The following is an 18,992-nucleotide window of genomic DNA, read 5'->3' on the forward strand; positions in this document are numbered from 1 at the left end:
AAATGATCTTTGAAAACTAAACAAGACAAACGTACCTGTTAATTCATTAAATAAATCGCACATGTGAGTGTGCGTAGTCATTATCAAACTTCATGGAGAGTTTGATCCTGGCTCAGGACGAACGCTGGCGGCGTGCCTAATACATGCAAGTCGAGCGGACCGACGGGAGCTTGCTCCCTTAGGTCAGCGGCGGACGGGTGAGTAACACGTGGGTAACCTGCCTGTAAGACTGGGATAACTCCGGGAAACCGGGGCTAATACCGGATGCTTGATTGAACCGCATGGTTCAATTATAAAAGGTGGCTTTTAGCTACCACTTACAGATGGACCCGCGGCGCATTAGCTAGTTGGTGAGGTAACGGCTCACCAAGGCAACGATGCGTAGCCGACCTGAGAGGGTGATCGGCCACACTGGGACTGAGACACGGCCCAGACTCCTACGGGAGGCAGCAGTAGGGAATCTTCCGCAATGGACGAAAGTCTGACGGAGCAACGCCGCGTGAGTGATGAAGGTTTTCGGATCGTAAAACTCTGTTGTTAGGGAAGAACAAGTACCGTTCGAATAGGGCGGTACCTTGACGGTACCTAACCAGAAAGCCACGGCTAACTACGTGCCAGCAGCCGCGGTAATACGTAGGTGGCAAGCGTTGTCCGGAATTATTGGGCGTAAAGCGCGCGCAGGCGGTTTCTTAAGTCTGATGTGAAAGCCCCCGGCTCAACCGGGGAGGGTCATTGGAAACTGGGGAACTTGAGTGCAGAAGAGGAGAGTGGAATTCCACGTGTAGCGGTGAAATGCGTAGAGATGTGGAGGAACACCAGTGGCGAAGGCGACTCTCTGGTCTGTAACTGACGCTGAGGCGCGAAAGCGTGGGGAGCGAACAGGATTAGATACCCTGGTAGTCCACGCCGTAAACGATGAGTGCTAAGTGTTAGAGGGTTTCCGCCCTTTAGTGCTGCAGCAAACGCATTAAGCACTCCGCCTGGGGAGTACGGTCGCAAGACTGAAACTCAAAGGAATTGACGGGGGCCCGCACAAGCGGTGGAGCATGTGGTTTAATTCGAAGCAACGCGAAGAACCTTACCAGGTCTTGACATCCTCTGACAACCCTAGAGATAGGGCTTCCCCTTCGGGGGCAGAGTGACAGGTGGTGCATGGTTGTCGTCAGCTCGTGTCGTGAGATGTTGGGTTAAGTCCCGCAACGAGCGCAACCCTTGATCTTAGTTGCCAGCATTCAGTTGGGCACTCTAAGGTGACTGCCGGTGACAAACCGGAGGAAGGTGGGGATGACGTCAAATCATCATGCCCCTTATGACCTGGGCTACACACGTGCTACAATGGGCAGAACAAAGGGCAGCGAAGCCGCGAGGCTAAGCCAATCCCACAAATCTGTTCTCAGTTCGGATCGCAGTCTGCAACTCGACTGCGTGAAGCTGGAATCGCTAGTAATCGCGGATCAGCATGCCGCGGTGAATACGTTCCCGGGCCTTGTACACACCGCCCGTCACACCACGAGAGTTTGTAACACCCGAAGTCGGTGAGGTAACCTTTTGGAGCCAGCCGCCGAAGGTGGGACAGATGATTGGGGTGAAGTCGTAACAAGGTAGCCGTATCGGAAGGTGCGGCTGGATCACCTCCTTTCTAAGGATATTATACGGAATATAAGACCTTGCGGTCTTATAGACAGGTGCGTTTAGATCTTGTTTAGTTTTGAAGGATCATTCCTTCAAAGCGTGTTCTTTGAAAACTAGATAACGAAAGTAGACATTCACATTCAATTGTAATGCAAGATATCACATAGTGATTCTTTTTAACGGTTAAGTTAGAAAGGGCGCACGGTGGATGCCTTGGCACTAGGAGCCGATGAAGGACGGGACGAACACCGATATGCTTCGGGGAGCTGTAAGCAAGCTTTGATCCGGAGATTTCCGAATGGGGAAACCCACTGCTCGTAATGGAGCAGTATCCATATCTGAATTCATAGGATATGAGAAGGCAGACCCGGGGAACTGAAACATCTAAGTACCCGGAGGAAGAGAAAGCAAATGCGATTCCCTGAGTAGCGGCGAGCGAAACGGGATTAGCCCAAACCAAGAGGCTTGCCTCTTGGGGTTGTAGGACACTCTGTACGGAGTTACAAAAGAACGAGGTAGATGAAGAGGTCTGGAAAGGCCCGCCATAGGAGGTAACAGCCCTGTAGTCAAAACTTCGTTCTCTCCTGAGTGGATCCTGAGTACGGCGGAACACGTGAAATTCCGTCGGAATCCGGGAGGACCATCTCCCAAGGCTAAATACTCCCTAGTGACCGATAGTGAACCAGTACCGTGAGGGAAAGGTGAAAAGCACCCCGGAAGGGGAGTGAAAGAGATCCTGAAACCGTGTGCCTACAAGTAGTCAGAGCCCGTTAACGGGTGATGGCGTGCCTTTTGTAGAATGAACCGGCGAGTTACGATCCCGTGCAAGGTTAAGTTTGAAAAGACGGAGCCGCAGCGAAAGCGAGTCTGAATAGGGCGCATGAGTACGTGGTCGTAGACCCGAAACCAGGTGATCTACCCATGTCCAGGGTGAAGTTCAGGTAACACTGAATGGAGGCCCGAACCCACGCACGTTGAAAAGTGCGGGGATGAGGTGTGGGTAGGGGTGAAATGCCAATCGAACCTGGAGATAGCTGGTTCTCTCCGAAATAGCTTTAGGGCTAGCCTCAAGGTAAGAGTCTTGGAGGTAGAGCACTGATTGGACTAGGGGCCCCTACCGGGTTACCGAATTCAGTCAAACTCCGAATGCCAAAGACTTATCCTTGGGAGTCAGACTGCGAGTGATAAGATCCGTAGTCGAAAGGGAAACAGCCCAGACCGCCAGCTAAGGTCCCAAAGTATACGTTAAGTGGAAAAGGATGTGGAGTTGCTTAGACAACCAGGATGTTGGCTTAGAAGCAGCCACCATTTAAAGAGTGCGTAATAGCTCACTGGTCGAGTGACTCTGCGCCGAAAATGTACCGGGGCTAAACGTATCACCGAAGCTGCGGACTGTTCTTACGAACAGTGGTAGGAGAGCGTTCTAAGGGCTGTGAAGCGAGACCGGAAGGACTCGTGGAGCGCTTAGAAGTGAGAATGCCGGTATGAGTAGCGAAAGAGGGGTGAGAATCCCCTCCACCGAATGCCTAAGGTTTCCTGAGGAAGGCTCGTCCGCTCAGGGTTAGTCGGGACCTAAGCCGAGGCCGAAAGGCGTAGGCGATGGATAACAGGTTGATATTCCTGTACCACCTCCTCACCATTTGAGCAATGGGGGGACGCAGGAGGATAGGGTAAGCGCGGTATTGGATATCCGCGTCCAAGCAGTTAGGCTGGGAAATAGGCAAATCCGTTTCCCGTAAGGCTGAGCTGTGATGGCGAGCGAAATATAGTAGCGAAGTTCCTGATTCCACACTGCCAAGAAAAGCCTCTAGCGAGGTGAGAGGTGCCCGTACCGCAAACCGACACAGGTAGGCGAGGAGAGAATCCTAAGGTGATCGAGAGAACTCTCGTTAAGGAACTCGGCAAAATGACCCCGTAACTTCGGGAGAAGGGGTGCTCTGTTAGGGTGCAAGCCCGAGAGAGCCGCAGTGAATAGGCCCAGGCGACTGTTTAGCAAAAACACAGGTCTCTGCGAAGCCGTAAGGCGAAGTATAGGGGCTGACGCCTGCCCGGTGCTGGAAGGTTAAGAGGAGCGCTTAGCGTATGCGAAGGTGCGAATTGAAGCCCCAGTAAACGGCGGCCGTAACTATAACGGTCCTAAGGTAGCGAAATTCCTTGTCGGGTAAGTTCCGACCCGCACGAAAGGCGCAACGATCTGGGCACTGTCTCAACGAGAGACTCGGTGAAATTATAGTACCTGTGAAGATGCAGGTTACCCGCGACAGGACGGAAAGACCCCGTGGAGCTTTACTGCAGCCTGATATTGAATGTTGGTACAGCTTGTACAGGATAGGTAGGAGCCTTGGAAACCGGAGCGCCAGCTTCGGTGGAGGCATCGGTGGGATACTACCCTGGCTGTATTGACCTTCTAACCCGCTGCCCTTATCGGGCAGGGAGACAGTGTCAGGTGGGCAGTTTGACTGGGGCGGTCGCCTCCTAAAAGGTAACGGAGGCGCCCAAAGGTTCCCTCAGAATGGTTGGAAATCATTCGCAGAGTGTAAAGGCACAAGGGAGCTTGACTGCGAGACCTACAAGTCGAGCAGGGACGAAAGTCGGGCTTAGTGATCCGGTGGTTCCGCATGGAAGGGCCATCGCTCAACGGATAAAAGCTACCCCGGGGATAACAGGCTTATCTCCCCCAAGAGTCCACATCGACGGGGAGGTTTGGCACCTCGATGTCGGCTCATCGCATCCTGGGGCTGTAGTCGGTCCCAAGGGTTGGGCTGTTCGCCCATTAAAGCGGTACGCGAGCTGGGTTCAGAACGTCGTGAGACAGTTCGGTCCCTATCCGTCGCGGGCGCAGGAAATTTGAGAGGAGCTGTCCTTAGTACGAGAGGACCGGGATGGACGCACCGCTGGTGTACCAGTTGTTCTGCCAAGGGCATCGCTGGGTAGCTATGTGCGGACGGGATAAGTGCTGAAAGCATCTAAGCATGAAGCCCCCCTCAAGATGAGATTTCCCATTCCGCAAGGAAGTAAGATCCCTGAAAGATGATCAGGTTGATAGGTCTGAGGTGGAAGTGTGGCGACACATGGAGCTGACAGATACTAATCGATCGAGGACTTAACCTAAATATTTGTGAATTGTCTGACCGTTATCTAGTTTTGAGAGAACACCTCTCAGAAAGCCAAAGGCAAGGAAACTCGGCTAAAGGCCCTCACATCCTGTGAGGAACGCCCAGTACCTTCGTCCTGAAGGCATCAGTTTGGTGGCGATAGCGAAGAGGTCACACCCGTTCCCATGCCGAACACGGAAGTTAAGCTCTTCAGCGCCGATGGTAGTTGGGGGCTTCCCCCTGTGAGAGTAGGACGCCGCCAAGCTGTTTATATATCTTTACCCTGCATGAATTGAAGCTATCTTATTCCGCAGTAGCTCAGTGGTAGAGCTATCGGCTGTTAACCGATCGGTCGCAGGTTCGAATCCTGCCTGCGGAGCCAATGCTTCCATAGCTCAGCAGGTAGAGCACTTCCATGGTAAGGAAGAGGTCAGCGGTTCGAGCCCGCTTGGAAGCTTAAGTGAATACGTTGATATGACAAGGTTTCTCCTATTGTGGGGAAAGCTTTTTTTGTTTTTGCGATATTTTGCTTCCGACTTATTGAATGTATAAAAGCAGGCTAAATGCCTGCTTTTACTTTTATCCCCATAAAACGTTCAGTGTGACTTCTAAGACAAGAAGAAACAACATATAACTTGCATACTTTAACGTATCAGGTTCATGCTGTTTTGAGTCTTTAAAAGTCCATATAAATAATGCTGCAACGCCTATAATGGTCACGATTTTGCTAAGCGTTAATAAAGACATGACAACCTTCCTTTATATTGAAAACTCATTTATCATCTATCTTCTATATTTATAATTAAAATCCCTTTTAGCTGTAAAAACACTCTTTTCCATTAAAACAAGCTCTCTGTCATCTGAGACAGAGAGCTTGTTTAAGCATATTTAAAATCCATTTAAAATAGAGAAGATCCGATTATTCACACTGCCAAAAGACTTAATGTTGTTTTGGATGTTGGAAAATAGGATGACGTATCTGCTCCCTGTCAGACTGAAGCTGTTTAATATGTTGTAGCCGGGCATGACACCGTGACTTGAATAGCTTCCAGGAGACACATAAAAGCCCATGCCGTATGTTGCTTTGTTCGGTGTAAACATTTTTGTAAAACTGTCATTGGAAATGATTTTTCTTTCGTAAAGTGCTTTATCAAACAAATACATGTCATAAGCGGTCATATAAATATCACCGGCTCCGTAAAGCTGTGATAGATCCGGCATGTCAGGCGTAAAAAGCTTTTTTTGCAGGTTTAATTTATACCCTGTCGATGGATTTGACTCTTTAGCAAATGTTTTATAAAAGCCTGCGTGCTCCATACCGGCAGGATTAAAAATATGCTTTTTGATGTATTGGTCGACTGGTTCACCGCTTACCATGGAAACAATGTATGCGAGAACAGAGTAATTGGAGTCTCTATAATCCCATTTTCCAGTTGGGTATTTTACGCCCCGTTTTTCGATATCTTTAATTAAATCTTCCGGCGAAATATATCCGCGGCCTTCTTTGTGACCCCTAATTCCGGATGTGTGCGTCAAGAAATGATAAAGGGTGATCTTTGAGCCGTTTGGAAAATCAGGAAGATACTTAGAAACAGGGTCATTTACAGATAGTAATCCTTTTTCCTCAAGCTGTAGAATTGCCGTTGCAATAATCGCTTTTTGTGATGACCCTATATAAAAGACGGTATCCGGTGTATTGGGGACCATTTCTTCGCGGTTTGCATATAAATACCCTTTGCTTGTCACCACTTTTCCATCTTCTACGATCAATGCTGTGCCGCTGAATCCAATGCTTTTTAAATATTGATCCAATTGAGCATTATCATTTTTTGTAACGATAGGGCTCTTTTTTGTTTCATTTTGATTTGTCTTCTTCTTTGCTTCAGGTTGTGCCTTTTTTTCAGTTGCCTGCAATTGGTTTTCCTGGTGATCTCGCATACCGCTTGGAAGTGCAAGATAAATTAATCCACAAACAAGCAGAAAGGAAAATATGATGAGCCTCCTTTTTGTTTTCTGCTTTTTTCTTTTCTTTATTCGCGTTCTGTATGTTCTTGCCATGTCGGGTACTCCTTCTTTTATATGTGACGTATTTACTGACGCAATAACCCCTTAAAAAGTTTCTTCAAAATGCTAATATTTTCATACATGAACTCGAATAATGCCAAAATTTACATTTTGTTTATACTTGATATAGAACAAACGTTCTCATAAAATAAAGATGTGAGGTGAGACGATGAAAAAGCTGTTGTATCGTTCCATGGAAGACGGTTTTCCGGTAGAAATCATTTACATGAAAAAAAGCGGTTTTTCTAAGCGGGCGATTCTTGTAAAAGAAATAAAAAACGGTTATGTGAAAGCATTTTGCTTTCAAAAACAACAGATTAGAATGTTTAAGATGGAGTCCATTTTGTCCGTGTTCCCATATAAAAAAAGAAATTCAGCCCATTATGCTTAAAAGCTGTTCCTCCATCTTGTTGTTTCTTTCTGTATTCCCTTCCTGTTTTGATATTCCATCTTTTGTTATAATGAATGTAAATTCGATTTAAAGAGAGCGGGCGTTTTACATCTATGCTTCAGACGATCAATAAAACACTTGGTAAGATTATGCCTTTACTGACGCCTTTAAGTGTTGTCAGCGGAGTGCTGCTTGCGGATTACTTAAATGGGCTGGCGGGTCTTGTGCCGTGGATTTTTGCGTTCATGACGTTTGCCGGCAGCCTTGGGGCAAATTTTCAGTCGCTGAAAACAGCGATGGTTCATCCCTTGCCGATGCTTCTCGCTTTATTTGTTTTGCACATATTTATGCCTGTTTTGGCATGGAGCACGGGGCATCTCGTGTTTAGCGGGGATTCATTGACGATTACAGGGCTTACCCTTGGTGTTGTCATTCCGACGGGTATTACGAGTATGATTTGGGCTGCCATGTATAAAGGAAACATCGGCTTAACCCTATCGATTATTTTAGTGGACACCATTCTTTCGCCTTTTATTGTTCCGTTCAGTCTTTCCATTTTGGCCGGTGCGCATGTTGAAATGGACGTTATCGGTATGATGAAAGGTTTAGTCGGAATGATTGTGATTCCTTCTTTATTAGGAATGCTCGTCAATCAATTTTCAATACCGGAGCGGACAGCGCGTTTAAGCGCGAATTGTGCTCCATTTTCGAAAATCGGGTTAGCCGCCGTGGTGGCGATTAACAGCTCAGTGGTTGCTCCTTACCTGAAAAACGTCGATTTAAAGTTTTTAACGATAGCCGTTACGGTTTTTTTGGTGGCATTTACAGGCTACCTGACAGCTTGGCTGATAGGCCGGCTGATGAAGCGGCCCCAGGAGGAAATCGTAGCTTTAATTTTTACTGGCGGAATGCGGAATATTAGCGCGGGAGCTGTGTTGGCCACCGGATTTTTTCCGCCGCAAGTGGCGGTACCCGTTGTCATCGGCATGCTGTTCCAACAAGTCCTGGCCGCGCTATTTGGGCATTTGATTGCAAGAAGCGAGCTTAAAAAAGCGTATCATTTGGACAAAAAGACGAGTCTGCCCTCATAGTTGGCAGACTCAAACCTTACAGGAGTGAAAAACAATGAAAACCAATAAAGTAAGTGTGATGATCTGGACTTTAATCTCCGCATTTTTGTTTTGTTCTATGATAGTCACAGCTTCACTTTCTCCGCTCGCTCATTCAGGGCCTCATGCTAATGAGTTTGGCACTTTGGGGATGTGGGCCGCAATCGGAACCGTTTTGCTCTTTTATATGCTGCCCCTCGCTGTTTATATGGCAGGGTTTGATGCAATGAAATTTGTGATGGCTGTTCTTTGCGGAATCGGATTACTCATCGCGCTGACCATGATTCCAGTGGTTATGTTGATTGGCGCTTTTGGCGGATATGCTTTTGCATTATTGGGCGTCGCAGGCCTTTGCATTTTGTTAGCGATCGTGAATGTGATTTGGTTAGTCGTCGCCTTTCGCCGGCCGTCGGCAAGTGCCTCTTTCTGATATTCAAAAACCGCTTTCCCGCGTTCTGTTCAAGTTCGCCAAGTTCCTTTTGCGATCAGGTGGACGTTTCCCCCGACGTAAATCTCTGTGCTGTTTTCCGTTGTTTGCGCTTCAATATAAAGCAGGGAAGGACGGTTTATTTCAAACCCTTGTTCAGCCCTTATGCTGAGTTCATTTTGATTAAAATAACCGTGATGCAGTAAATATCCTGCGAGATCCCCGATTGCGCTTCCTGTTGCCGGATCTTCGGGAACGCTGAGACAGTCGCAAAATACTCGTGCATTGATGTGGTTTTGTTCATGATATGTTTCGGTGGAAAAAACGAGCAGACTGGCTTCTGTTTCTTTTATAAAAGCTTCAAACCGATCCTTGTTGATTTTGCATTTTTTAACTGCATTTAGCGAATTTAACGGTACGATAACTGCCGGAAGGCCTGTAGAAACCTCTTGTATCGGGAAATTCGAATCCATATCATATGTGTCGATTCCTAGTACCTCTGCCATCATTTCTTTATCAAAAGTTTGATTAAACACGGGCGGATTTTGCTTCATCCAAATGATCTGATCATCACCTTTGTCAAACGTCACTGGTATTGCGCCTGCTGTTACATTTAAAATGACATTTGAAGATGGTTCAGTTTCGATTTCATTTTTAATGATAAACGCTGTGCCCAGCGTCGGATGTCCTGCAAACGGAATTTCTTTTTCCGGGGTGAAAATTCGGACATCGTACCCGCCGTTTCCCTGTTTCCCTAGTATAAATGTTGTCTCGGAAAAATTGATTTCCCTGGCTATTTTTTGCATTTCATCACTTGATAGGTTTTTTTCTGTTTTAAAAACAGCGAGCTGATTTCCTGTATATTTTGTTTCTGCAAACACATCCACAAGATAAAATTCCATCTGATGTCTCTCCCCTTTAAAATGACCTTCCCGCCCTAAAGGCAGTTTTACATATCTTACATGAGATGAGAATCATTGAACAGTCCAAAATAAAGAAGAGCGGCTCCCGCTCTTCCTAATAAAGCAAATACTTCTTTCTGATATTCATAAACCGTTTTTGCTCTGCTTCGTATTTTTTGACGATTTCATCAATTGAAGCACTTTGCTCAATCATTGTTTTCACCCATCCGTTCCCGATCAGACGGTTGAAATTGCCTGAAGGGAGGAACTCAAAGTCGTCCGGGTAGAGGTCATGGACGGTTTTGATGATCGCGATACCGGTATTTACAGGCTTAAAAGCGGATCGGTTTGTCACGTAAAGCTCGACCCCGTGGCACAGTTTATTTTGATGCTTTGAAAATGTCGGAGTGAACGAGGCGGCTCTGAATCGGACGCCAGGCAGCTTTAGACCGTTTAATTTTTCGGCGAGCTCCGTACTTTTCATGTAGGGCGCACCAATTAATTCAAATGGCTTTGTCGTGCCCCTTCCTTCTGACATGTTGGTTCCTTCAATTAAACCTGTGCCCGGGTAGACGATGCTCGTATCCGGCGTCGGCATGTTCGGGGAAGGCAGGACGAAAGGAAGACCAGTATCTTCAAAGAACATCTGCCGCTTCCAGCCTTTCATTTTGATGACGGTTAAATCGGCGCCGATGTTAAATTCATCATTAAACAGCTTTGCCAGTTCTCCTGCCGTCATTCCGTGCTTTAAAGGGATCGGATACATTCCGACGAATGAAGAATAATCCGAATCAAGGACAGGTCCTTCCACTTTTAAGCCGCTTTGCGGGTTAGGGCGGTCAAGAACGATAAATGGAATACCGTTTTCTTTTGCCGCTTCCATCGCATATGCCATTGTGTAAATGTAAGTGTAAAACCGTGTTCCGACATCCTGGATGTCAAATAGCAGGACGTCAACGTTTTTCAACATCTCTGGTGTCGGTTTTCTTGTATCTCCGTAGAGGCTGTAGACAGGGAGACCGGTTTTTTCATCAATATAAGAGTCAACCTTATCGCCAGCTTGAGCGTCTCCCCTTACACCGTGCTCTGGACCATAGAGGGCGGTCAGCTCAATACCGGGGGCTTGGTGAAGCAAATCGATGCTGCTTGTTAACGTCGAATTGACACCGGTTGGATTGGTGATGAGACCGACCCTTTTTCCTTTTAACATGCTTTTCTTGTTCATGAGCACTTCAATACCCGGTGAGACCTTTGCTTTCTTTTCTTTGTCCGGAAAGGCAGCTGCTGCGGTTAATGTACTGAAGACAAACATTCCCGCAAGCAGCCAGATCGCTTTTTTTCTCATCATGACCCTCCTTTGTGAAGCGGCTTGCCGTTTTTAATATTCAATCCGTAGCCGTAAGGGTAAAGGATTTCTCCGGGGCGTGTGACTGAAGGAATGTCTACGGGCAATGTTCCTTTAGGCTTTGCCTTTCCGAAGATAACTTCTACTCCGGCCGGGATATTCGGCTGCCTGAAGCGCCCGTTTGCATAGCCTTTAAAGCCGTATACTGCAATCACGGCTTTAGCTTCTTCGAAATTTGCCGTGTCATAAGGGTTTCGCAGGCTCATTAAGACAAATTTTTTCCCGTTGGCCTGTGCGTATTTCATGGCGGCACGCGGAAAAGCAGTTGCCCACTTGCTTGAGTCTTGAATGCTGTCATCAATGACACCGTCGTTCACAACCGGATCGTTTTTGACTACGTAAGATCCTGTGATGACATAATCAGCCTCGTCAATTTTCTTTTGAATCTCTTCATCAAACGATTTTTCTGCAAATCGGGATTCGACCACCTTGATGTTTTTCTTTATTTTGCTGATGGTCTTTGCGATTGCTGCTGTTTGCTCTTCATATGGGGCCAGAATGAGGACGGTGTCCCCTTTTTTCGGCTTGAATGGCAAAGTGCTTTTGTCGTTTTTAAGGATGGTGACGCTTTCTCTCGCCATTTTCCTTTCGGATTTCACGTGTTTGTTGCTGCCGACCGTTTTCAAGGCGTATTTGATTTTTTTCTGAAGCGGTTCGGAACCGGTGTGATCGATGATGCCCCGGTTTATTTTTAATCGAAGGATTCGCTCCACCGACTGATCGATTTGTTCGATGGGGATCTCCCCTTTTTTAACGGCCGTCAGAAGAGCTTCGAATACACGCGCCAGGTTTTTTTCGGTCTCAAGTGATGTGACTTGCGCGGGCATGAGGGCGATGTCGACTCCTGCTTTGACAGCCATGACGACGGCTTCCTCCTGTCCGAAATTATCAGAAACGGCTTTCATATTTAAAGCGTCTGTTACAACAACGCCCTTAAAGCCGAGGTCTTTGCGGAGAAGGTCTGTCATGACTTTTTTGGAAAGCGTTGCAGGCACCATGATGTCCTCGCCGTCTTTTTTGCTTTTATAGGTTGTATCGTCAAAGGCGGGGAACTGGACATGCGCTGTCATGATCATGTCAATCCCTGCAGCGATCGCTTTTTGAAATGGCGCAAGTTCAACGCTTCTCAGCCTTTTTTCATCATGCGGAACAAGCGGCAACCCGTAATGACTGTCAACCGCTGTATCGCCATGTCCGGGAAAATGCTTTGCTGTGGCGATCATTGGCTCGTCCTGAAGGCCCTTCATCATCTGGATGCCGAGCTTTGAAGTCAGCTCAGGCTTGGAACTGAAAGAACGGACGCCGATGACAGGGTTGTCTGGATTGTTGTTGACATCAAGAACAGGACTGAAATTCACGTTGATGCCCAGTGATACTAATTCTTTTCCGATGATTTTTCCTGATCTGAAGGCATTTTTGCTGCTACTTGATGCACCGACTGCCATATTGCCGGGCAGGTTTGTGCCTGATTCGAGTCTGGTGACAATCCCGCCTTCCTGATCGATCGTAATAAAGAGCGGAATGTCAGGACTCGCTTTTTGCAGGCCGTCCGTTAACCGTACGGTCTGCTCTGTGCCTGTGACATTTTCAGCAAAAAGAATGACGCCGCCGAGCCGGTATTTTTGAATGATTCCCGCGACTTCGTCATTCATTTCTGTTAATCCTTTGGCGCTCGATTCCCCTTTTTTCTTCCAGTTTCTAAAGTCAGGCATCAGCATTTGCCCGATTTTCTCTTCAAGCGACATGCTGCTGACCATTTGTTTGATGTTTTGTTCCGGACGCTGTTTTGCTTCTGCTTCGCGAGCGGCCGGCTGCAAAGCGAGAGACGATAACAGCAATGCAATCAACGCGCATTGAAGAAATCTTTTCATATAAAGGGTCGCCTCCTATTGGTGATGTAACGCCTCGTAAACAGCTGTAATGACGTTGCCGTACTTTCCGGTTGCAAATTCATCACCTTCGAATTGATTCGGGTTTTCTTTAGGGTTGATAACAGGAGAGTGCTTTTTATTGGTTAACAACACAATGCCGATTTGATACACGGGATCAATGATAGTAACCGTTCCCGTCCAGCCGGTATGGCCGTATGCTTTGCTGCTGGCGTGCTTGCCGAACATCCACTCCATATCGGTATTGCCGTTGAGCCGCCATCCTAGTCCATATGTGGGATTTGTTTTTGACGGCTCTGTAAATTGTGAAATGACCGAACTGCTGAATAGATGCTGTCTCCCGTAACCGCCGCCGTTCAGCATGACTTGAAGGAGCACTGCTGCGTCGTCAACGGTGGAAAACAAGCCGGCATGCCCAGAGATGCCTTCCATTGAATAGAACGCTTTTTCATCGTGGACTTCCCCTTGAAGCGTGTAAGTTCTAATGTTTGGAAACGAAATGGTACCGTCTCTGGTGTTTCCCATTCGTTCCGTAGCTGCAAAGTGCGACGGTTTAAAGCCCTTTTGGAGCGGATTAAACAAAGTATGCCGCAACCCTAGAGGCCGGTAAAATTGGTTTTCAACAAAGGTATCTAAACGCTCGTTTGTGATTTTTTCAATGATCAGCCCGAGGAGCATATAGTCGATGTCGCTGTAAATTTGCTTTGTGCCGGGTTCATATGACAAGGGGGTTTTGACAAGATATTCAAGCGTTTTGCTCCGTGATTGAGAGTAGAGGTGTCCGGCTGATTTCGGGTCGTAATAATTCCAGCTTGCAGGGAAGCCTGCGTTATGATGGAGCAAATCAATGATGCGGAGCCGGTTTTTTCCCTCTACATCGTCTTCCGGGTGATCCTTGAAATCAGGGAGATAATGTGAAATGTTTTTGTTCAAGTCAAGCTTTCCGGTGCTTACTAAATGCTGCAAGGCAAAATTGACGGCATACATTTTTGTATTGGAGGCGAGGTCGAATATCGTGTTTGTTTTCATTTTTTTCGGATGTTTGAGCGCCGTGAGGCCGTTGTATTTCTGCTTGTAGCCGTATGCTTCTTTTTTGACGATTTTTCCGTCTTTCATCAAAATAAGGGCAGCGCCGGGAAAGCCCGCTTTGACATCCTGTTCGATCAGACGGTCCACAGCTTTAAGCTTTTCCGAAGAAAAACCGGCTTCTTCAGGCGTTTTCGCCTTCGTTAAAACAGGATATGTCAGCCGCTGTTTTGTCTCGTTCGCAATGGCAGTCTGTGCTGATGACGGGAGCGGAAAAAAGCATGTCAGCAACAATAGGGACGACGCGGCTGTGCTGACCATAAACTTTTTCAGCTTGCTTCACTCCTTTCTGTTAAAAAATGTATAGTGGGAATTTTAAACAAACGTTTAATCAAATTCAACTGCCATATCGTCCTTGAAACCAAAAGAGTATGTTAAGAAAAAGCCTGCAGCATAGGAAATAAACAAACCGAGAATATACAAAAGAACTTGGTGGGTATGGACCAAAAATGACAAAGGAAGACCTGATACGCCTATCGATACGGTCGCGATTTTGAAATACGCTTGAAAGGCTCCGCCTACTCCGGCGCCGAGGCAAGCGGTTAAAAACGGACGTCCGAGCGGAAGGGTCACACCGAATATGAGCGGTTCACCGATGCCGAGCAGGCCTGACGGCAGTCCGCCGGCAATGGCTCTTTTCAGCTTTGCTTTTTTCGTTTTGAAATAGATCGCAAAAGCGGCGCCTACTTGCCCTGCACCCCCCATCGCCAAAATCGGCAGCAGCGGGTCATCGCCGATTGAATTGATTAATTCCATATGAACGGGTGTCAGTCCTTGGTGCAGTCCGGTTACGACGAGCGGAAGGAAGGTGGCGCCCAGTACAAAGCCGGCGATAATGCCGCCGAGATCTAAGATGGCGAGAAGTCCTGACGTAATGGCATCGGATATCAAGCCGCCGACAGGCATGAAGACAACGTAAGTGACGATTCCTGTGATGAGAAGGGAGACTGTAGGTGTGATGATGATGTCGAGTGAATGAGGTACAAGGCGTCTGACCCGTTTTTCGAGAAAAGCGATAAATGCAGCTGCGAATAAAATGCCGATTAAACCGCCGCGTCCCGGCAAAAGCGCTTCACCGAAAAGCGAAATGTCACCAACGGCCGGGTTAATGATTAAAATACCGGCTAATCCGCCGAGTGCGGGGGAGCCGCCGAATTCTTTCGCCGTATTGACCCCGACCAGGATGCCCAAATACGTAAATAAACCTGAACCTATTACCGTTAAAATAATGGCCGTTTGTGACGTTTCCGCGAGCCAGCCTGCTTGGATAACGGCTTTGGTGATTCCGGTAATCAAGCCTGAGGCGACCAAAGCGGGGATCAACGGTATAAAAATGCTTGCGATCCGCCGGAGAAACAGCTTAAAAGGCGTCGCGTTTTTCTTGGAAAGCTCCGCTTTATGGTTGGCTGCGGATTGTTTTAAGTCAACGTGTTCTGCGGATTTAAGCAGCTTCCCGAACTCGTCTGATACGTGCTGTACGACGCCTGTGCCAAGGATAATCTGCAGCGTTTCCTCCTCAACTACGCCAATCACGCCTTCAAGCGCTTTGATTGAGTCGATGTCGGTTTTTTTTCTGTTGACAGGCGTGATGCGCAGGCGCGTCATACAATGGGTATAATCCGCGACGTTAGACGGGCCGCCGATGTGTTGTAAAATCAGTTTTGCCAGGCCGGCATATTTTTTCTCATCGCTCATTTTATATCCCCCTTTTTTACAATTCGCTCATTCCCATCATGCGGATGGCCGCTTTTGTTTGATCAATATACTGAATGATGTCCTCGTAGCCCTCCGCGGCCATGCCTAAAAACAGAACGTCAATCATGTAAAGCTGAGTTAAACGAGAGGAGGTGGCAGCGCTGCGAAACGGCGCTTCATTTGAGCATGACGTATATAGGGCGATATCGCTTAATGAAGAGACAGCAGACTGTCCAAACCGCGTCAGTCCAATGGTTTTAATCCCATGTTTTTTGGCGAGTCTGACTGCATTGGCGATTTCCTGCGTTTCTCCTGAATGGGATATGGCAAACAGAACATCATGCTCGCCAGCATTGGCGATTAATGTCGCGACAAGATGCATATCACTAAAAGCAGTGGCCTTTTTATTGATGCGCAAAAATTTCTGCTGGGCATCTTGTGCGACGATTCCTGAAGCCCCGATCCCGCAAAAATGAACCGTTTCTGCGTTGATCAATATTTGAATCGCTTTTTGAAGATCTTCGTGGTCAATGTTTTCAAAGGTATCGCGAATGGCCTGAATTGAATTGCTGGTTGTTTTTTGAACGATTGAATGGAGCGGCTCCTGCGGTTCGATATCCCGGTATCCCTGATCTGACGGCTTCATTAAATCACCGGCGACCCTCATTTTTAAATCTTGAAAGCCTTTCAGCCCCAGAGATTTGCAGAGCCGTATCGCCGCCGCCCCGCTTGTCTTTGCCGAAGAGCTCACCTCTTGAATGGTGCCGTTTACGACCTCGTGAGGGTTTTTCAAAATGTATTCGGCAAGCTTTCGTTCAGATTGCGGCAATTTGTGAAGCATATTCTGAATGATTTCCAATCCTCCTGCAGCCATTGTTTCTTCCTTTCTTATTTAAGATTGTTTTTCATAAAAGGATAGGGCCTTTTCGATATCGCCTTCTGATTTCTCCAGCAGCTTTTCGGCAGCGGCCGCATCTTCGTTTGTTTTCAGCATGATGATGGCGGTTTTGACTTGGTTATTGGACTTTTCCAGTGCTTGCGCCGCCGTTTCTTTTGGAACACCTGTAACCGTTTGGATGATGCGAATCGCCCGCTCCTTTAATTTGTCATTGCTTACTTTTACGTCTACCATGAGGTTTTCATAGACTTTTCCCATTTTGATCATGGCCGCCGTTGAGATCATGTTTAAAATCATTTTATGAGCGGTTGCGGCTTTCATTCTTGTCGACCCGGCAATGACTTCAGGGCCGACGACCACTTCTATGCTGTGATCTGCCGCCTGGCTGATCGCCGAGTTTTCGTTGCATGTCAGTGATACAGTCTTGGCACCTGTTTCCTTGGCATACTTCAGGGCGCCGAGGACGTAAGGAGTCCGGCCGCTGGCAGCGATTCCGATGACGGTATCATTGTTTGAGAGGTTAACGGCTTCTAAATCCCGTCTGCCGAATGCCTCATGATCTTCAGCGCCTTCGACGGCTTGATACAAAGCTTTTTCTCCTCCTGCCATAATGCCTATGACCGACTCGGGAGATATGCTGAATGTCGGCGGGCATTCCGCTGCATCGAGTACGCCGAGCCTCCCGCTAGTACCGGCACCGATGTAAATGATCCGTCCCCCTTTCTTTAACGACCCAACGGCGTAGTCAACGGCGGTCTTAACATCGGGTAAGACTTGTTGTACAGCTTCGGCCACCGTTTTGTCTTCATCATTCATGATTTTCAACATATCGATCGTTTCTGCCTGGTGAATGCGCTTGGATCTTTCATTCCGGCGTTCGGTCGTTAAGGAACCTAAATAGCTGTTTTCCATCGACAAATCCTCCTGATCATGAAGTATATATATTTCTTAATTTTCAGTATATTAAGGATGGAATATTATTTCAATAATAAAAGATGAATATTAAAATTTTGTTTCAAAGAAGTTCTAAACATCGAATTGCCGAAATAAAATAAAGCGCAGAAGAACTGCGCTTATGTCCAGGTATTACAGCTCGTCTATTTGATGTTCGGAAATCACGCGGAAGCCTTCTTTTTTCAGAAGTGCCGCAGTAACGCCGTTGCCGGCTATTTTTTGGCTTGAGAAACTTCCATCGTATATATGGCCGCTGCCGCAAGACGGGCTGTTTTCCTTCAGCACGATCGTATCAGCCTTGACTTGCCTTGCCATCTCCAATGTTTGATAAGCCCCTTTTATATACAGGTCTGTTACGTCTCTTCCCGATTGTGTCTTAATCACCGCCCTGCCGTCTAAAACGTCTTCTCCCGTCCCGTCTATAATTTCGGCCGGTTCCCTTGGTGTTTGAAATCCGCCGAGCAGCTCGGGACAAGCAATCACCGCTTTTTTTTCTTCAACAAGTTTATTGATTTTCCCGACATAGCTGTGCGATCCATTATAGCGGCATTCCACCCCGGCCAGACATGAACTTACCAGTATCATTTTTCGTGTCCCCTCTCTTGCATATCAGATAGCCCTATTTTAAACAAAATTTCCGCGCTTTTCTCAATGTCTATGAATAAAAAATTTGAAAATAAAAATTTTAATTTACCCCTTTACAAATGGGGAGGAACCTGTATATAATAACTTTTGTCAGCTTTACGAGAGCTGCTTGAAACACACTGATGGCCCGTTGGTCAAGTGGTTAAGACACCGCCCTTTCACGGCGGTAACACGGGTTCGAATCCCGTACGGGTCACCATTCTTTTTTGGACAGCACGCTGCGAATGCCGGATTTTTTAAAAGGAAGGCATGCTAAAAGCGCAACATCCTGTTGCAACACATGCACTTGTACGTCCTGTACTTCGGAGGATTAGCTCAGCTGGGAGAGCATCTGCCTTACAAGCAGAGGGTCGGCGGTTCGATCCCGTCATCCTCCACCATTTGTTTGGATCGGTTTTTGTCACAACCGCGCCGGTAACTGCATAAGATACCATATCATGCCGGTCTAGCTCAATTGGTAGAGCAACTGACTTGTAATCAGTAGGTTGGGGGTTCAAGTCCTCTGGCCGGCACTGTTTTTGGAGGGGTAGCGAAGTGGCTAAACGCGGCGGACTGTAAATCCGCTCCCTCAGGGTTCGGCGGTTCGAATCCGTCCCCCTCCACCATTATTGGGCTATAGCCAAGCGGTAAGGCAACGGACTTTGACTCCGTCATGCGCTGGTTCGAATCCAGCTAGCCCAGTTTTTGGACATCCTGTTCGGATGTCCTTTTTATTTTGTCTTTTTTGTATAACTATTCAAAAAAATGTCTTGTTGAGTCAATTCTGAATTGGAAGGTACAATGAAGATCTGAAAGGGGGA

Annotated in this window: 13 protein-coding genes, 7 tRNA genes and 3 rRNA genes; 13 read left to right on the forward strand and 10 right to left on the reverse strand. The window is 47.2% G+C overall.

The features are described 5' to 3' along the window. Positions 1–89 precede the first annotated feature (89 nt). The 5 genes from MKX80_RS00955 (at position 90) to MKX80_RS00975 (ending at position 5,184) form a co-directional block, all read left to right on the forward strand. Positions 90–1,639, forward strand: a 16S ribosomal RNA gene (locus tag MKX80_RS00955). Positions 1,640–1,813: 174 nt separating this feature from the next. Further along, positions 1,814–4,743: ribosomal RNA gene (locus MKX80_RS00960) — 23S ribosomal RNA — on the forward strand. A 133-nt stretch (positions 4,744–4,876) separates the two neighbouring features. Next, positions 4,877–4,992, forward strand: a 5S ribosomal RNA gene (gene rrf, locus MKX80_RS00965). The 16S, 23S and 5S rRNA genes sit together here with 2 tRNA genes alongside, the layout of an rRNA operon. Positions 4,993–5,034: 42 nt before the next feature. Then, a tRNA-Asn gene (locus MKX80_RS00970) sits at positions 5,035–5,109 on the forward strand. Between the two features lie 2 nt (positions 5,110–5,111). Then, a tRNA-Thr gene (locus MKX80_RS00975) sits at positions 5,112–5,184 on the forward strand. A gap of 122 nt (positions 5,185–5,306) precedes the next feature. Here the strand turns inward: MKX80_RS00975 and MKX80_RS00980 are convergent. After that, positions 5,307–5,474 (reverse strand): hypothetical protein, encoded by a 168-nt coding sequence (locus MKX80_RS00980; protein WP_176277817.1) that lies wholly within the window; start codon positions 5,472–5,474, stop codon positions 5,307–5,309. A gap of 141 nt (positions 5,475–5,615) precedes the next feature. Continuing rightward, positions 5,616–6,785 (reverse strand): serine hydrolase, encoded by a 1,170-nt coding sequence (locus MKX80_RS00985; protein WP_154996385.1) that lies wholly within the window; start codon positions 6,783–6,785, stop codon positions 5,616–5,618. 175 nt (positions 6,786–6,960) lie between these two features. On the opposite strand from MKX80_RS00985, the gene MKX80_RS00990 reads away from it, so the two are divergent. From MKX80_RS00990 to MKX80_RS01000, 3 genes are all read left to right on the forward strand, one after another. Continuing rightward, positions 6,961–7,182 (forward strand): hypothetical protein, encoded by a 222-nt coding sequence (locus MKX80_RS00990; protein ID WP_154996387.1) that lies wholly within the window; start codon positions 6,961–6,963, stop codon positions 7,180–7,182. A gap of 113 nt (positions 7,183–7,295) precedes the next feature. Then, complete coding sequence (locus MKX80_RS00995) at positions 7,296–8,273, forward strand: bile acid:sodium symporter family protein (RefSeq protein ID WP_154996389.1); 978 nt, start codon at positions 7,296–7,298, stop codon at positions 8,271–8,273. Between the two features lie 34 nt (positions 8,274–8,307). Beyond that, positions 8,308–8,721 (forward strand): DUF5391 family protein, encoded by a 414-nt coding sequence (locus tag MKX80_RS01000; RefSeq protein WP_154996391.1) that lies wholly within the window; start codon positions 8,308–8,310, stop codon positions 8,719–8,721. A 29-nt stretch (positions 8,722–8,750) separates the two neighbouring features. Here the strand turns inward: MKX80_RS01000 and MKX80_RS01005 are convergent, their stop codons facing one another. The 8 genes from MKX80_RS01005 to MKX80_RS01040 all read right to left on the reverse strand — a co-directional run bounded on the left by MKX80_RS01005 (position 8,751) and on the right by MKX80_RS01040 (position 18,132). After that, positions 8,751–9,620, reverse strand: coding sequence for a PhzF family phenazine biosynthesis protein (locus MKX80_RS01005; RefSeq protein ID WP_268310329.1), 870 nt, complete (start codon positions 9,618–9,620; stop codon positions 8,751–8,753). A 115-nt stretch (positions 9,621–9,735) separates the two neighbouring features. Continuing rightward, positions 9,736–10,965, reverse strand: a complete 1,230-nt coding sequence (locus MKX80_RS01010) for a DUF1343 domain-containing protein (protein ID WP_268342981.1) — start codon at positions 10,963–10,965, stop codon at positions 9,736–9,738. Beyond that, positions 10,965–12,896, reverse strand: a complete 1,932-nt coding sequence (locus MKX80_RS01015; protein ID WP_268342980.1) for a glycoside hydrolase family 3 protein — start codon at positions 12,894–12,896, stop codon at positions 10,965–10,967. Before MKX80_RS01015 ends, MKX80_RS01010 begins: the two co-directional genes overlap by 1 nt. 15 nt (positions 12,897–12,911) lie before the next feature. Next, the gene (gene pbp4b, locus MKX80_RS01020) at positions 12,912–14,261 is read right to left on the reverse strand and encodes a penicillin binding protein PBP4B (RefSeq protein WP_339227748.1); all 1,350 of its coding nucleotides are present in this window, start codon (positions 14,259–14,261) and stop codon (positions 12,912–12,914) included. 66 nt (positions 14,262–14,327) lie between these two features. Then, positions 14,328–15,695 carry a PTS transporter subunit EIIC gene (locus tag MKX80_RS01025; protein ID WP_154996399.1) on the reverse strand — a complete coding sequence of 456 codons (1,368 nt, stop codon included), beginning with the start codon at positions 15,693–15,695 and terminating at the stop codon, positions 14,328–14,330. A 16-nt stretch (positions 15,696–15,711) separates the two neighbouring features. Further along, positions 15,712–16,569 carry a MurR/RpiR family transcriptional regulator gene (locus tag MKX80_RS01030; RefSeq protein ID WP_234112532.1) on the reverse strand — a complete coding sequence of 286 codons (858 nt, stop codon included), beginning with the start codon at positions 16,567–16,569 and terminating at the stop codon, positions 15,712–15,714. A gap of 18 nt (positions 16,570–16,587) precedes the next feature. Further along, positions 16,588–17,505 carry an N-acetylmuramic acid 6-phosphate etherase gene (murQ, locus tag MKX80_RS01035; protein ID WP_182069534.1) on the reverse strand — a complete coding sequence of 306 codons (918 nt, stop codon included), beginning with the start codon at positions 17,503–17,505 and terminating at the stop codon, positions 16,588–16,590. Positions 17,506–17,679: 174 nt separating this feature from the next. Beyond that, positions 17,680–18,132: a DUF523 domain-containing protein gene (locus MKX80_RS01040; protein ID WP_154996406.1), complete on the reverse strand. Its 453-nt coding sequence runs from the start codon at positions 18,130–18,132 to the stop codon at positions 17,680–17,682. Between the two features lie 184 nt (positions 18,133–18,316). Here MKX80_RS01040 and MKX80_RS01045 point away from each other — a divergent pair. The 5 genes from MKX80_RS01045 to MKX80_RS01065 all read left to right on the forward strand — a co-directional run bounded on the left by MKX80_RS01045 (position 18,317) and on the right by MKX80_RS01065 (position 18,873). Next, positions 18,317–18,391, forward strand: a tRNA-Glu gene (locus MKX80_RS01045). A 105-nt stretch (positions 18,392–18,496) separates the two neighbouring features. Continuing rightward, positions 18,497–18,572, forward strand: a tRNA-Val gene (locus tag MKX80_RS01050). A 59-nt stretch (positions 18,573–18,631) separates the two neighbouring features. After that, positions 18,632–18,704 (forward strand) — tRNA-Thr (locus tag MKX80_RS01055). Between the two features lie 8 nt (positions 18,705–18,712). After that, a tRNA-Tyr gene (locus tag MKX80_RS01060) sits at positions 18,713–18,797 on the forward strand. Between the two features lie 4 nt (positions 18,798–18,801). Next, a tRNA-Gln gene (locus tag MKX80_RS01065) sits at positions 18,802–18,873 on the forward strand. Positions 18,874–18,992 lie beyond the last annotated feature (119 nt).

This window comes from Bacillus sp. FSL K6-0972 (genome assembly GCF_037976035.1).
GTDB classification, from domain to species: Bacteria; Bacillota; Bacilli; order Bacillales; family Bacillaceae; genus Bacillus; species Bacillus haynesii.

Bases quoted from the DNA above. Each gene is read 5' to 3' on its own strand.
- MKX80_RS00985 (WP_154996385.1), bottom strand. From the start codon at position 6,785: ATGGCAAGAACATACAGAACGCGAATAAAGAAAAGAAAAAAGCAGAAA.
- MKX80_RS00990 (WP_154996387.1), top strand. From the start codon at position 6,961: ATGAAAAAGCTGTTGTATCGTTCCATGGAAGACGGTTTTCCGGTAGAA.
- pbp4b (WP_339227748.1), bottom strand. From the start codon at position 14,261: ATGGTCAGCACAGCCGCGTCGTCCCTATTGTTGCTGACATGCTTTTTT.
- murQ (WP_182069534.1), bottom strand. From the start codon at position 17,505: ATGGAAAACAGCTATTTAGGTTCCTTAACGACCGAACGCCGGAATGAA.
- MKX80_RS01025 (WP_154996399.1), bottom strand. From the start codon at position 15,695: ATGAGCGATGAGAAAAAATATGCCGGCCTGGCAAAACTGATTTTACAA.
- MKX80_RS01030 (WP_234112532.1), bottom strand. From the start codon at position 16,569: ATGGCTGCAGGAGGATTGGAAATCATTCAGAATATGCTTCACAAATTG.
- MKX80_RS01040 (WP_154996406.1), bottom strand. From the start codon at position 18,132: ATGATACTGGTAAGTTCATGTCTGGCCGGGGTGGAATGCCGCTATAAT.
- MKX80_RS00980 (WP_176277817.1), bottom strand. From the start codon at position 5,474: ATGTCTTTATTAACGCTTAGCAAAATCGTGACCATTATAGGCGTTGCA.
- MKX80_RS01010 (WP_268342981.1), bottom strand. From the start codon at position 10,965: ATGAGAAAAAAAGCGATCTGGCTGCTTGCGGGAATGTTTGTCTTCAGT.
- MKX80_RS00995 (WP_154996389.1), top strand. From the start codon at position 7,296: ATGCTTCAGACGATCAATAAAACACTTGGTAAGATTATGCCTTTACTG.
- MKX80_RS01015 (WP_268342980.1), bottom strand. From the start codon at position 12,896: ATGAAAAGATTTCTTCAATGCGCGTTGATTGCATTGCTGTTATCGTCT.
- MKX80_RS01005 (WP_268310329.1), bottom strand. From the start codon at position 9,620: ATGGAATTTTATCTTGTGGATGTGTTTGCAGAAACAAAATATACAGGA.
- MKX80_RS01000 (WP_154996391.1), top strand. From the start codon at position 8,308: ATGAAAACCAATAAAGTAAGTGTGATGATCTGGACTTTAATCTCCGCA.